Origin of the sequence: Nitrososphaera sp. (genome assembly GCF_050748925.1) — an archaeon.
Classification (GTDB): Archaea; Thermoproteota; Nitrososphaeria; order Nitrososphaerales; family Nitrososphaeraceae; genus Nitrososphaera.
Genome location: NZ_JBOGQF010000004.1, coordinates 18,181 through 30,241 on the forward strand (window position 1 = coordinate 18,181; position 12,061 = coordinate 30,241).

Genomic DNA, 12,061 nt, shown 5'->3' on the forward strand with positions numbered 1-12,061 from the left:
CCCTGAAAGTGAGCACGGTTCCAGTGATTGCAGGATTGGCTGTCGGCATCGCTTTTGTAGTATTGTTTGCGTCATTCTTTAATTCGGCGACCCCGATTGTGCAGCGCGAATTTCATGCAGACCTTTCAATAGAAGGATTGAAAGACAGGTATTCTGTTGGAGAAAAAATTGACTTTGCCATAAGAGCAACAGGTTATGGGGCCATTTGCGGGTATCCAGACTTTAAAGTCATTGACTTGGGTAGAAATGAAGAGATAATCTTTACGCCTAAGAGAGGCATCACTTTACATCTCTGTGACCTCGATCCCCACAATTTTGACAGGACGTGGAAGCTGTCAGAGCTTGGCGTTGCCAGCCCCATAACTATAGACAAGGTGGGACGTTACAAAATAGTAGTCCATTTCGGCACTGCAGGAGAGGACGAAGGCTACTTTATCGTGGATGACACCGTCGGCCGGGCAGTAGGCAAGACAAGAAATTTGGACGAGGTGAGGGCATTTCTGACCCACTATCCAAATGCCGATGCAACAGCATACTTTGTCACGACATGCGCTGACGACTCTTGCGACACCCTGATACGGGTGCCCAGCATTGTCGAGTAATCGCACGGAGGTTCCGGCAAGGTGGCTTTGTTGAGAATCAGTGTGGACCACAAAGACGGCATGCCGACTTTATTCCAATTAAGCTGCCAGGTGACAGAAAGTGAAGAGGCTGGTGAAATACATGGCTCAGACATTGAACGAAAAGATGTTGCTGAATTTTTGCAGAATGAAAACCGCTGCCCAAAATGACTTGTATCTGCGAGTAGACAAAGTACTAAAGCAAGCAGCATACTGTAATGTCAATTGGCAGGAGGGGGTCAGGTTGCGCCGGTAATCGCAGGTCTTGCAGCAGGCATTGCGTTTTTGCTGGTATTCTCCAACCTTGCGGATTCTCTTTCCACACCAAAAATAACCAGACCGAGCCTGCAGTACAAGCATTCGTCATTCTGGCAATCAATGATCTAAAGGACACTTATGGGGCTGGCGAACCGATATCATTTACCTTAATCACGAAAGGCGCTTCAAACAACATCTGCAATTATCCCAAGCCGTCGATTCAGATTATCGGTATAGGTGAAAAGAAAGGGGTCTGGAACACGCCGCCAACTTTTCAGACGTCCATGGGATGCCCTTTACAGCCTTTCCATAATGAATGGCGCTTTGGATATAGCGGCGAAGAGCTGCCATTCCAAAGTGCCTTTCCCTATGATGGAAGATATGAGAACAGTATTACAATAGAGGAGGCTGGCCGCTACAAAATGATTGCAACATTTGATTATCACAAGACGGAAAAAGAGTTTACAGTTGTTCCTTGAATGCGCCGGGCCTGCCAGGGTTCTGTCAAATCTTTGGATGTAGATGCCAAGGATGTTGTTGGCTGATCCGGTAACTCGACAGCGCGCATAGCCTTGTAAAAAGAACTAGCTTTTACCATTACTCTTGTAACACTGGAAATACTGGAAACACACACATACACCCGGTCGTGGTTCAGGTCGTTGCCCAATACCGGGTCTCGGAAAAAGGCGGCAGGTAACTCACGGCTTACCAGGCAAGCCCTGCCTGACCAACCTGGTAGGAAATTGCTACCACCTTTAAATGCAGAGGGGGCGATGGTAATGCGTGATAAAAATAGCCAGGTCGGCTGACCATTTCCGCCACGAGGAGGGCTGGCTCTCGACGCAATGGCACTTTTCATTTGACTCTTACCGCGACCCGGCCAACATGGGCTTTGGCCCGCTCAGGGTGTTCAACGACGACATTATCCAGCCGGGAAAGGGCTTTGGGTTGCATCCCCACCGCGACATGGAGATAATCACCTACGTCATAGACGGCGAGCTGGAGCACCGCGACGACCGGGGCAACAAAGGCGTCATACGCGCCGGCGAGGTGCAGCGGATGACTGCCGGCATAGGGATAGTGCACTCGGAATACAACCATTCAAAAGTAAAGCCGGTGAGGCTGCTGCAGATGTGGATACACGCCGACCGGCGCGGGCTGGAGCCGTCGTGGGAGCAGCAGGGCTTTAGCAAGGGCGAGCGCGCAGACAGGCTGCTGCCAGTGATAGCCCCGGACGGCGCGATGCGCATACACCAGGACGCCGCCATATACGTGTCGTCGCTTGGAGCCGGCAAGACAGTCCGGCACGAATTAAGGCGCGGTCGCAAGGCGTACCTTTTTGCCATAGACGGGAGCGCGCAGGTCAACGGCAGCGCCCTGCAGACAAGGGACGCGGCCAGGATAGAAGGCGAGAAGGCGGTAACGATAACGGCTGAAAAACCTGCGGAACTATTGCTTATCGACCTCCCGGGGGAATTCAATGTCAATTAACGTGCTCGGGGTCGCTGGGAGCACCCGCGCCAACTCGTACAGCACGAGGGCGCTAAAGGCAGCCCTGGAAGCTGCGCAAAAGCACGGCGCGCAGGTGCGCCTGCTAGAGCTGGCAAACGGTGACGTGCCGTTCTACTCGCCTAGCGCAAGCGTTCCTGACAAGGTTTCGCACGACGTCAGCTGGGCCAACGCGTTCATACTGGCGTCGCCGGACTACCACGGGTCCATGTCGGGCACTCTGAAAAACTTTCTCGACTTTTTCTATGAAGAGTTTGCCGGCAAGGCGTTTGGCTACGTCGTCGCGTCGCATGAAAAGGGGCTGACAGTAATGGAGCAGATGCGCACCGCCGTGCGCCAGTGCTATGGCTGGAGCCTGCCCTACGGCGTCTCTATCAACGGCGAGCAGGACTTTTCCGGCGGCTCGCCGGTAGCAAAGGTCGACCAGAGGATCAGGATGATGGCCCGCGACCTTGTTGTATATGGAAGCTTGATACAGGGCCAGTTTGCCCAGGACCTTGCCGGCACCGACCCCGACACTTTTGCGGCGCGCTACAGGCCGTGACCTTTTTTACCAAAGCCGGTCGCTATAGCCTCTGCAGTGCAATAATGCCTGAATGATACCAGCAGTGGACGAAAACGTGCTTGTAAACGCAGTGGACAAGGTAAGCAAGAGCGTCGTCAACATCGCCAGCGTGCGCATGATGCAGGACCAGCTGTTCAGGGTGTTCCCGGTGGAAGGCGTCGGCTCGGGCGTGATAATCGACGAGCGTGGCTACATCCTGACGAATAACCACGTCATCGACGACGCCGAGCGGCTGAAGGTGACGTTGCCGGACGGCAGGGTGCTCAGGGGCAAGGTCGCCGGGATGGACGAAACGACAGACCTTGCAGTGGTTAAGGTAGAGTCGGACGAGCCCTTGCCGGCGGCGCAGCTGGGCGACTCGGCGGGGCTCAAGGCCGGCCAGATAGTGATAGCCATCGGCAACCCGTTTGGCCTGACCGGCGGGCCGACGGTGACTGCCGGAATCGTCAGCTCGCTGAACCGCAGCATTCAGGCAAGGTCCGGCGTGCTTGACCTGGTGCAGACAGACGCCGCAATCAACCCCGGCAACTCGGGTGGCCCCCTCATAAACACGAACGGAGAGGTGGTGGCCATCAACACCGCCAACATGCCGTACGCGCAGGGCATCGGGTTTGCCGTGCTGGTCAACACCGCCAAAGAGATCCTCAAAGAGCTCGTGGAAAAGGGCAAGGTGAGCAGGCCCTGGATCGGGATAGCGTCCGTAAAGGTGACGGCGCAGGTCGCAAGGTACTACGGCCTGCCGGCAAGGGAGGGCGCGCTCGTAGCAGGGGTAGAGCCGTACAGCCCGGCAGACGACGCGGGGCTGCGCAGGGGCGACGTCATAGAGGAGATTGACGGCAGCAGGGTCGAGGACCCGTCGCAGATATCAGAGCGGGTGAGGAAAAAGAAGGTCAACGAGAAACTGACCGTGACTGTCAACCGCTACGGGCGCCAGCTCCAGCTGGGGGTGCAGGTCGACGAGCGCCCCTAGGCGCCCAAAAGGCTTTATTGCAATGAATGTAAAGTAAGGGCAAGTGTCTGCTGATGACTTTACAATGGACGAGCTGGTCAGAGAGCTCGACAAAGAGCGCGCACGGATAATCATTTCAAAGGAGACCCGCAAGTGGAACAAGCCTACAACCGTAATTTCTGGCCTGCATGACCGCAAGGATGCGCCCGACATCACAAAGAAATTAAAGACAAAGATAGGCACGGGCGGGACATTCAAGGACGGCAAGATAATCCTGCAGGGCGACCACCGCGACACGGTAAAGAACATGCTGGTGTCGATGGGCTTTGGTCAGGAAGCAATCGAGGTAATGTAGCGGTAGCCAAACGCTTACTTGCTAGCAGGCAGGCAACTTTACCATTTATATCGTTCAACTGCCATAGATAAGGCGCAAGTGGAAGAAAAGAGCGACGCCGTGCGCATAGAGCCGGAAGGCCAAAAGCTGGCCAGTGGCAAGCAGGTGCTCGTCCAGGAAGAAGAATTTTCAACAGAGGACCTCCACGGCAACGACAGCAGGATACTCGCGCTGTTGAACGAGGCAGGGTCGAACTACTCTTTCAAGGGCATCCAGCGCAGGCTGGGCATCCACCAGCAGAGCCTGTCAAGGGCGTTGCACAGGCTCGGGGAGATGGGCTTTGTCAGCAAGTCCGAAGTCGGCTACCGCCTCAGCCAGACGGGCACGGCGGCTGTTGCCAAGATAGGCGTGCAGGAGGCCAAGGGCAGAGAATACATCCAATTATTGCAGACTTACATCCCGGTCGACGTCAAGGCGGCAGAGATTGTGCGCTCGCTTGTGGGCAGGTGGTTCAAGAACCTCCGGTGGGTCAGCCTCATCGAGAGCGGCACGGGATTCACGCTGCAGTGGTCAAGCGACGACGGCTCGTTCCAGATAAACCTCCGCATGATCTCTGACTATGTCGTCATCGAGACAAACGCAAACACAGAGCGGGAAAAGCTGCAGGCGATGGTAGGCTCGTACTCGATATACGAGCAGATCACAAAAATATTGCAGGACAGGATTGCGCCTGCAAACGCCTACGTTTTCAGGCAGCCAGCCGCCAACAACTAGCTGTGACCTGATTCCGGAAGACCCGGTCTATTCATTCGTTCCATTCTATACCATAGCAGATGACAACGATAGTCGGCATCAAGACGAGGGAAGGGGTCGTGCTCGGCTCTGACAAGAGGGCGAGCAAGGGCTTTTTCATCGGGTCCAAGATAACGCAAAAGATAGCCAAGGTAGACGACACGCTGGCGATAGCGATAGCGGGCCAGCTGTCCGACGCGGAATATTTGATTAAAATGGCCAAGGCAGAGCGCAAGCTGATGGAGCTTCGCAGGGGCTTTCCGCTGACGGTTAAGGAATCGGCCCGGCTCATAGCCAACCTTGCATACTCAGGGCTGAAAAACTACCAGCCGTACTTTGTAGAGCTCTTGGTGGCTGGGGTCGACGAGGAGGGCGGCCATGTCTACACTGCCGACATGTCCGGCGCCATAATCGGCGAGGACTTCGCGTCGTCCGGCTCGGGCTCGCCGATAGCGTACGGCGTGCTTGAGAGCCTCTACCGCAAGGACCTGTCCAACAACGAGGCAAAAGAGATTGCGTCAAGGGCGGTGGCGGCGGCGATGGAGCGCGACCCGGGCTCTGGCAACGGCATCGACACGATGGTGATACCGCACCTGATAACTGTAAAGGAGGCGGCCTAGGTGGCAGAGGCATCGCCGCAGGGCTTTGGCCGGTACCAGTCGTTCTACGGGCCGGAAGGCAGGCTCGTGCTGGTGGACAGTGCGCTTGAGGCAGTCAACAGGGGCTCGACCACGATAGGGATCAAGACTGCGAATTTCGCGCTGCTGGCAAGCCACATCAAGCCCATAAGGCCGCTGATGGAGCCGACGGAGAAGGTGTTCCCCATCGACGGCCACGTGGGGGCGACCGGCTCTGGCTACATCGGCGACATCCTTCAGCTCATCGACGAGCTGCGCCTTGAAGGCCAAAAGCACCGGCTGAGCTTTGAGAGCCCGATAGACGTCGGCTCGCTTGCCAAGCACCTCGGCGGCTACCTGCACAACTATACCATATACGCAGTGAGGCCGCAGGCTGCGTCGGTGATAATCGCCGGCGCGGACCAGGTGGGCATCCACATGTACCAGGTCGACCCGTCAGGGACGTACTTCCGCGGCTCCGGCTTTGCGATAGGGCAGTCGGCAGACGCGGCGCTTGACGCCATACAGCGCGAGTACAGCGCCGACATGACAGTCGAACAGGCTGTTCAATTGAGCAACAAGGCGATAGAAAGGGCGCTAGGCGAGAGGTCCGTGGTGGAGATAGGGGTGGTGACTGCAAAGGAGAAGCAGTTTAGGAAGCTTTAGCCGCTTCCTCTTTTTTTGCCGGCTGGACCGTCGCCACCTCGGGGCGCTTCCAGCGGCTGACCCACCTACCCAGCTCTTTTATGACGACCTCCAGTTCTTTTGCCTGCGGCGTCATGCTGTATTCGACCCGGGGCGGCACCTCAGGGTAGATCTTTTTCGACACCAGGCCTTCGCGTTCCAGTTCCAGCAGCCGCTCTGAAAGCACCGTGCTGCTTATGCCCGATAATGCTCGCTTTAATTCGTTAAAGCGTATAGTCTCCTTTGTGCTGAGGTTCTTTAGTATGAAGAGCGACCACCTTTTTCCCAGGATCTCCCAGATGTCGATGACGGGGCATGCCGCTGCCGCTACCTTTTGCTCATAGCCTTCCTTCTGCGTTTCAGACATACTTGGTAAGAAATAACTACTTGCTAGTAAAGTTTACGGCGACGTCATCGCCGACTGTTTCCCGGTCTCAAACGCCGTAGCTATCGCTTCTCTGAAAAACTGCTCGGCACTCCTGTCCCCAGCCTCCTTATCCAGCTGCGCCTGCCTGCCAAGCCACAATGCTGCAACAACTGCGCCAGCAAGCGCGAAATGGCCTTTTTCCACCTTGCCGCCGCCGGGCCAGATCTCGGCCAGCTTTTCGGCAAGCTCTGCATGGTCTTCTTTTACGGACGCGGCCAGCGCCGGCCCGTTTTCTTCAAGGTACTTGACTAGCCTCCACACGATATCCTCGCCGTTTGCCGTCGCTAAAAAGCTGACGCTCACGCTAGATCCTGTGTATTTGTATATAGTACATCATTATTTCATCTTGCAGAAACCTTTCCTTCAGCCTTTTCTTCAAGTTAAAAAGAAACCGTATGTTTGACCTCGTATCCCTGCAAACCACCCAGTACGTCACGTTTTCGTCCCTGATTTTCTTGCCCGTGTCGGGATTTATCCAGCCGCCAAGCAAGGTAGAGTTGTCGACGGTGCAGCCGCCAAACCTGCCGATGATTTCAGAGTAGGTTTGCGCATACTTGGCTCCTTCCACCCTTGATCTCTTGCCACGGGTATCGCTATTGTAGTACAGCGGCAACAGAATCTCTACCTTGAGGTCGGACAAATCTAGCTAGCCGATTTCGTAGTATTTGATGTGCTTTTTCTTGAGCGTCTGGCAGTCTTTCCTAGAGAGGATGAGAGTATTTTTGTCAATGCCCTGAAACTGTGCTTTTGAATGTATCAGCTCGTAAAACGCCCTGGCTTTTTCGCCCTCGTCTTTGAAGGTTATAGTACGCATGCCGGTTTCTGACATCGAGTTTATGATATAATTGTCAAAGTGATAATTAAGCGTTATCTGTCGATATGCGGTGTGAAAAGTTAACTGCCGCAAGTGGCCCGCGGCTAACGCCGCAAACCTCATCTAGCCAGAGTCGCCCAGCTCCTTGTCAACTTTTTCCTGCATCACCCTGTAGTTAGAGTAGCGCCGGTTCCAGTTTGAAAAGAACCGGTACTCCTTGGCGCCGATAAAGAGCCAGACGCCGGCCATTGCCACAGACACCGCTATCACGGCCACGATGACCCACGTCACGTCAAACGGCGCGGCGGCCTGCGCGCTCCCCACGTAGATAAAGCGTGGCGACATGGGCTGGGCTTCTATCACGCGAAATTCTGTCATGTCAGCAGGCACATAGTTGAGCTGGATCTGCGTCTTGTCGACCAGAAACGCGCCCTTGTCTATCTCGCGCAGGCCCGTGACGTTTAGCTTCTTCATGTCCTCGCCCGGCACTATCTTGACGACCGTGGCTGCCGGCTCGCCAGGGACCGGCCCCCCGGCAGCAAAGCTTTCAACCATGGCCCCCTTTGCCGTGAACACCACGTCCTGCGGCTGGCCGACGCCGGCAAGGAAGGACGGCGTGAATATCAATATCGAGAGTATGATGGCAAGCGGCGCCACAATGAACGACGAGATCACCAGCGCCATGAACAGCTTTTTCGTCCTGTTGAGGTGTGAGAGCAGGTCGTCCAGTATACCAAATACGCTCTCCTTCTTGTCTTCTGACACGGCAATAGCGGGCAAAAATTTTCTTAAAACCTTTAGCTAACATTGTTACCTTTCTTGCGAGGGAACATCTCCTCGTACGGCTCGAGGATCATCCTTGAGAACTGCCGGCCCTTTTCAGTCACGCGGTATTTTGTCACCGACTTTGTCCCCCAGTCCTCCGCGAATTTCTCGATGAACCCCTTGGCCTCCATGTCGTCAAGGATCTCCTTGTGCTTTACAATGTTGAGCCCGCAATAGCTCAGCAGCTTGGTCTGGTTGAGCTCGCCCACCTCGGACAGCTTGACAATGATGTCCTTGCGAATGTAGATCCTGTCGCGGTACTCGTGGGTCAAGCCAGCTCATTTCTCGTGCGCTAGCCAATAGCCGTTGCTACGCATGCGGTTGTTGGTCGATTCGTAGCGGAAATAAGCTTAAGGTAACATTGTTAGCTAACAATGAGGCTTTCGAAAGTTTGGCAATGATTAAAGTTCATCGCGGCGCCTGAAGCCTGATGGAAAACAAGACTTTCTATGCACTCGTGCTCGGGGCGCTTGCAGTTGCGGCCGCCATCGGATCGGTGGCGTCTGTTTCTTTTGCATCTGCACAAACCGGGAACGAAACAGCCAAGACGGTAACAGTGATGGCAGACGATGCTGGCGTGCTCAAGATCGACCACTTTTCCCCGGTGCCTCAGATAAACGGCACGATCAACGCAGGGGAACAGATCCTGTCAAAGGTCAACGTCAACTTTGTCGACGCTGCCAACACCGCGTCCAAAGCAGGCAAGGGCCATGTGATCGGTGGCAGCCTGTCAATCGAGCAGGGCTACGTCGTATACGTCTTCAGGGTCATTTCTGGCGACCTGGAAAAGACGGTCATCGTGGACGCAGGCAACGGCGAGGTCCTCCACACGTCCGAGGGATTCAAGGTGGACATGCTGTCGGCAATAAGCGGCCCGGGCCACTTTGGCTTTGCGGCCATGCCCTTTAGCGCCTCGGCGGATCTAGTGAAGGAAGCAGAGTGAGCAAGCCCTGCTCCCACCCCCCAATTTTTTATTTGAAATTCACATGTGCGTATATTCATAAACATGCAGCCAGCCACCCTATTGGGCTATGAGAATTTCGGTTGTCTTCTCTCATTGGTAAGATTTTTAATGCTTTTTCGCCAAAAATTTCAGTGCTCAAAGCCTACGGAGGTATGATAAAGGCACCATAGTAATTGAAGGCCTCACTCATATCCCGTTTTCCGCTTTAGACCCGAGGATAAACGCGCTGAGAGCTCAAGCTCTGCACTATCCGAATATTGTTGAATATCTGAAACAGAGGGGGCATAGAATACAAAGATCGCGTCTTTTCCGAAATTATCCCACATCTCGATTATCATTATCCCGATAATAACAATAGCATCAGCTCCTTCCATGATCCGTCACTTTACTGCCAGAGATCTTTGAAGGTCGAGGTTTTCCGCATGGGAAGAACGGACAGAGGGTGCTCTACCTTGCCTTCCAGGTACTGCGACACACCGTGCTTGAGAAGCTCGAGAGTGAACTCGGGATACACCTGAAGGTGTGACAGCAATTCTTCTTTTCTAGAGTCTTTCTGCCATGACCTGTCAGCATCAAGGTACCGCCGGAAAAGCAGTATCCTTTCATTGATGCCAATTTCATCCAGGCTGCAGGCCACAAGCATGCCCAGCGCAGACAGGCGGAAGCACGGGACGCCATTTAGCTGGAATATCCTCGGGCCCCTGGTTGCCGGCAGCACTCCGTCTTGCTCGACTATGCCGCTTGGTAACAGGCTTTCGTTCAGCTCCATGTATGTGTGGGTGTATGCATTCTTAAGTGACATGCCAAATTTTTTTGCCAGCTGCTTTGCCAGAACGCTCTTTGTGATGCTAGAGACTTGTTGCACAAGGCAGACGACTATGAACCTCTGGTAGGCGCCCCTTCTCCTCAGCGCCCTGACGGTGCTTGCCGGAAAGATCTGGACCTTGCGTGGGGGAGTTACGGTTAGCATGTTTACCAAAAAAGGGCTCTGCCCTATTCTGTCACATATGCCCTCTCGCCGTGCTGTGAAAGGTCGAGGCCCACTTCCTCTTCCTTTGGTGTCACGCGTATGCCGCCTGGCCACACCATGTCCATTATCTTGATAATGGCCGCCGTGACGCCCATCGCCCACGCCAGCGCGGCAAACGCGCCCACCGCGTTTTCGTAGAGCTGCGCCGGGTTGCCAAACGCAAGCCCTTGGTCTCCCCACGGGGTGAACCTCTTCTCGGCGAAGATGCCTGTCAAGAGCGCGCCTGCAAGGCCGCCGACGCCGTGCACTCCCCACGTGTCCAGCGCGTCGTCCCACTTGCGCTTGTTCTTGAATGCCACGGCCGCGTAGCAGGCTATGGAGGCTGCGATGCCTATGACGATGGCGGCCATCGGCGACACGAATCCCGAAGCCGGCGTGATGGCCACAAGACCTGCTACTGCGCCAGACGCTGCCCCTACGGTGGATGGCCTCCCGGTGTGCGCCCACGATACGAGAGCCCATGTCACTGCCGCCATGCCTGTCGCAATCTGGGTGGCAACGAAAGCGCTTGTTGCGTTTGTCGCTGCCGCAGCGGCCGAGCCTGCGTTAAAGCCGAACCAGCCGGTCCACAGCAACGCTGCGCCAAGAACCACCAGCGACACATTGTGCGGCTCCATCGGGATCTTGCCATAGCCCAGCCTGCGTCCCAGCATCAGAGCGATGACCAGGCCCGACCAGCCCGAGGTGATGTGGATGACCGTTCCGCCCGCAAAGTCCAGTGCGCCAAGGCATCCGCCCCATCCAAATCCACAGTATCCCGGTGTCATGCCATAGTTGTCGGCAGCGGTGATCTGCCATGTCCAGTGCGCTGCAAAGTCATAGACGAACGTCGCCCAGATGACGATGAATATGATGAACGCGCTGAACTTCATCCTCTCCGCCAGTGACGCCACGATAAGCGCTGGCGTGATGATGGCGAACATCATCTGGAATATCATGTATGTCGCGTGGGGGATCGTGTATCCTGTTATGCCGCCGTAAGCGTTTGATGGAACGTCGTGAAGAACATTCTGCAGGCCCACCCAATCCAGAGTCCCAATGAAGCCGTAGCCGCCCGCATCAGGACCGAAGGCGAGACTGTAGCCCCAAAGCACATACTGTATTGCGATTACGCCTGTGGTTATGAATGTCATATGGAGCGTGTTCACCGCGTTCTTTTGCCTTGCAAGGCCTCCATAGAACATCGCCAGCCCTGCCGGTGTCATCATGAGCACCAGAGCAGAGGAGGTGAGCATCCATGCGTTGTCGCCTGCGTTTATCTCACAGGGGACAAGGTTCTGGTTGCCCTCTTCATCTGTCTCTATCACAAAGCTTTCATCCTCGTTGGTCTGCCAGCAATGATAGGGCACTGCAGGGTCGTCCGGCGCGTACGCAAAGGCGTATTGCGACAGCCCCAGGACCACCAGGAATGCAACTGCCATAATTGCAGGAAGATGCCAATTGGGTTTGGACATAATTGCGCTTATCTCCATTCAAGTGCTATAAAAAATTCTTTAATTTCTGACACAAATGGTGAGTAATAAATTTAGATTTATACAATATGAAATTTATTTGTATAAAGAATCACAAAAATATCGCGATTTTGCGCAGTTTTTGATCACTTTATTTTTATGGCGGCAATTTTGGAGTTATTTACAACGATACTCGTATTCCTACGCATTTATTGCACATAT

General features: G+C 54.7%; 19 protein-coding genes. 11 read left to right on the top strand and 8 right to left on the bottom strand.

Annotated features, from left to right (window positions below; genetic code table 11):
* Window positions 1-8 precede the first annotated feature (8 nt).
* From ACREAY_RS00765 to ACREAY_RS00805, 9 genes are all read left to right on the top strand, one after another.
* Window positions 9-602: a hypothetical protein gene (locus ACREAY_RS00765; protein ID WP_431753847.1), complete on the top strand. Its 594-nt coding sequence runs from the start codon at window positions 9-11 to the stop codon at window positions 600-602.
* A gap of 236 nt (window positions 603-838) precedes the next feature.
* The gene (locus ACREAY_RS00770; protein WP_431753848.1) at window positions 839-1,357 is read left to right on the top strand and encodes a hypothetical protein; all 519 of its coding nucleotides are present in this window, start codon (window positions 839-841) and stop codon (window positions 1,355-1,357) included.
* Window positions 1,358-1,661: 304 nt separating this feature from the next.
* Window positions 1,662-2,369 (top strand): pirin family protein, encoded by a 708-nt coding sequence (locus tag ACREAY_RS00775; protein WP_431753849.1) that lies wholly within the window; start codon window positions 1,662-1,664, stop codon window positions 2,367-2,369.
* Complete coding sequence (locus ACREAY_RS00780) at window positions 2,359-2,931, top strand: NADPH-dependent FMN reductase (protein ID WP_431753850.1); 573 nt, start codon at window positions 2,359-2,361, stop codon at window positions 2,929-2,931. The genes ACREAY_RS00775 and ACREAY_RS00780 overlap by 11 nt, the downstream gene beginning before the upstream one ends.
* A 52-nt stretch (window positions 2,932-2,983) precedes the next feature.
* Window positions 2,984-3,922 carry a S1C family serine protease gene (locus tag ACREAY_RS00785; protein WP_431753851.1) on the top strand — a complete coding sequence of 313 codons (939 nt, stop codon included), beginning with the start codon at window positions 2,984-2,986 and terminating at the stop codon, window positions 3,920-3,922.
* Window positions 3,923-3,965: 43 nt separating this feature from the next.
* A complete protein-coding gene (locus ACREAY_RS00790) occupies window positions 3,966-4,256 on the top strand; it encodes a stress response translation initiation inhibitor YciH (RefSeq protein WP_431753852.1) in 291 nt (96 codons plus the stop codon).
* Window positions 4,257-4,334: 78 nt separating this feature from the next.
* Window positions 4,335-5,009 (top strand): MarR family transcriptional regulator, encoded by a 675-nt coding sequence (locus ACREAY_RS00795; protein WP_431753853.1) that lies wholly within the window; start codon window positions 4,335-4,337, stop codon window positions 5,007-5,009.
* Window positions 5,010-5,068: 59 nt separating this feature from the next.
* Window positions 5,069-5,647, top strand: a complete 579-nt coding sequence (locus tag ACREAY_RS00800; RefSeq protein WP_431753854.1) for a proteasome subunit beta — start codon at window positions 5,069-5,071, stop codon at window positions 5,645-5,647.
* Complete coding sequence (locus ACREAY_RS00805) at window positions 5,648-6,310, top strand: hypothetical protein (RefSeq protein ID WP_431753855.1); 663 nt, start codon at window positions 5,648-5,650, stop codon at window positions 6,308-6,310.
* On the opposite strand, the gene ACREAY_RS00810 is transcribed toward ACREAY_RS00805, so the two are convergent.
* The 6 genes from ACREAY_RS00810 to ACREAY_RS00835 all read right to left on the bottom strand — a co-directional run bounded on the left by ACREAY_RS00810 (window position 6,297) and on the right by ACREAY_RS00835 (window position 8,666).
* A complete protein-coding gene (locus ACREAY_RS00810) occupies window positions 6,297-6,695 on the bottom strand; it encodes a winged helix-turn-helix transcriptional regulator (RefSeq protein ID WP_431753856.1) in 399 nt (132 codons plus the stop codon). The two genes, ACREAY_RS00805 and ACREAY_RS00810, sit on opposite strands and share 14 nt — an antisense overlap.
* Window positions 6,696-6,728: 33 nt before the next feature.
* Window positions 6,729-7,058, bottom strand: a complete 330-nt coding sequence (locus ACREAY_RS00815; protein WP_431753857.1) for a hypothetical protein — start codon at window positions 7,056-7,058, stop codon at window positions 6,729-6,731.
* A gap of 1 nt (window position 7,059) precedes the next feature.
* Window positions 7,060-7,395, bottom strand: a complete 336-nt coding sequence (locus ACREAY_RS00820; protein WP_431753858.1) for a hypothetical protein — start codon at window positions 7,393-7,395, stop codon at window positions 7,060-7,062.
* A gap of 6 nt (window positions 7,396-7,401) precedes the next feature.
* Entirely contained in the window at window positions 7,402-7,584 is a 183-nt protein-coding gene (locus tag ACREAY_RS00825; protein WP_431753859.1) for a hypothetical protein, read from the bottom strand.
* A gap of 108 nt (window positions 7,585-7,692) precedes the next feature.
* Window positions 7,693-8,334 carry a hypothetical protein gene (locus ACREAY_RS00830; RefSeq protein WP_431753860.1) on the bottom strand — a complete coding sequence of 214 codons (642 nt, stop codon included), beginning with the start codon at window positions 8,332-8,334 and terminating at the stop codon, window positions 7,693-7,695.
* A gap of 32 nt (window positions 8,335-8,366) precedes the next feature.
* Window positions 8,367-8,666: a winged helix-turn-helix domain-containing protein gene (locus ACREAY_RS00835; protein WP_431753861.1), complete on the bottom strand. Its 300-nt coding sequence runs from the start codon at window positions 8,664-8,666 to the stop codon at window positions 8,367-8,369.
* Window positions 8,667-8,824: 158 nt separating this feature from the next.
* Between ACREAY_RS00835 and ACREAY_RS00840 the strand changes: the two genes are divergently transcribed.
* Together ACREAY_RS00840 and ACREAY_RS00845 are read left to right on the top strand one after the other, a co-directional pair.
* Entirely contained in the window at window positions 8,825-9,337 is a 513-nt protein-coding gene (locus ACREAY_RS00840) for a PepSY domain-containing protein (RefSeq protein WP_431753862.1), read from the top strand.
* Between the two features lie 211 nt (window positions 9,338-9,548).
* Window positions 9,549-9,707, top strand: a complete 159-nt coding sequence (locus ACREAY_RS00845) for a hypothetical protein (RefSeq protein ID WP_431753865.1) — start codon at window positions 9,549-9,551, stop codon at window positions 9,705-9,707.
* A gap of 36 nt (window positions 9,708-9,743) precedes the next feature.
* Here ACREAY_RS00845 and ACREAY_RS00850 read toward each other — a convergent pair whose 3' ends face one another.
* Window positions 9,744-10,337, bottom strand: a complete 594-nt coding sequence (locus ACREAY_RS00850) for a hypothetical protein (RefSeq protein WP_431753863.1) — start codon at window positions 10,335-10,337, stop codon at window positions 9,744-9,746.
* A gap of 14 nt (window positions 10,338-10,351) precedes the next feature.
* A complete protein-coding gene (locus tag ACREAY_RS00855) occupies window positions 10,352-11,809 on the bottom strand; it encodes an ammonium transporter (protein WP_431753864.1) in 1,458 nt (485 codons plus the stop codon).
* Window positions 11,810-12,061 lie beyond the last annotated feature (252 nt).

Bases quoted from the DNA above. Each gene is read 5' to 3' on its own strand.
- ACREAY_RS00770 (WP_431753848.1), top strand. From the start codon at position 839: ATGTCAATTGGCAGGAGGGGGTCAGGTTGCGCCGGTAATCGCAGGTCT.
- ACREAY_RS00780 (WP_431753850.1), top strand. From the start codon at position 2,359: ATGTCAATTAACGTGCTCGGGGTCGCTGGGAGCACCCGCGCCAACTCG.
- ACREAY_RS00785 (WP_431753851.1), top strand. From the start codon at position 2,984: ATGATACCAGCAGTGGACGAAAACGTGCTTGTAAACGCAGTGGACAAG.
- ACREAY_RS00800 (WP_431753854.1), top strand. From the start codon at position 5,069: ATGACAACGATAGTCGGCATCAAGACGAGGGAAGGGGTCGTGCTCGGC.
- ACREAY_RS00810 (WP_431753856.1), bottom strand. From the start codon at position 6,695: ATGTCTGAAACGCAGAAGGAAGGCTATGAGCAAAAGGTAGCGGCAGCG.
- ACREAY_RS00825 (WP_431753859.1), bottom strand. From the start codon at position 7,584: ATGTCAGAAACCGGCATGCGTACTATAACCTTCAAAGACGAGGGCGAA.
- ACREAY_RS00840 (WP_431753862.1), top strand. From the start codon at position 8,825: ATGGAAAACAAGACTTTCTATGCACTCGTGCTCGGGGCGCTTGCAGTT.
- ACREAY_RS00855 (WP_431753864.1), bottom strand. From the start codon at position 11,809: ATGGCAGTTGCATTCCTGGTGGTCCTGGGGCTGTCGCAATACGCCTTT.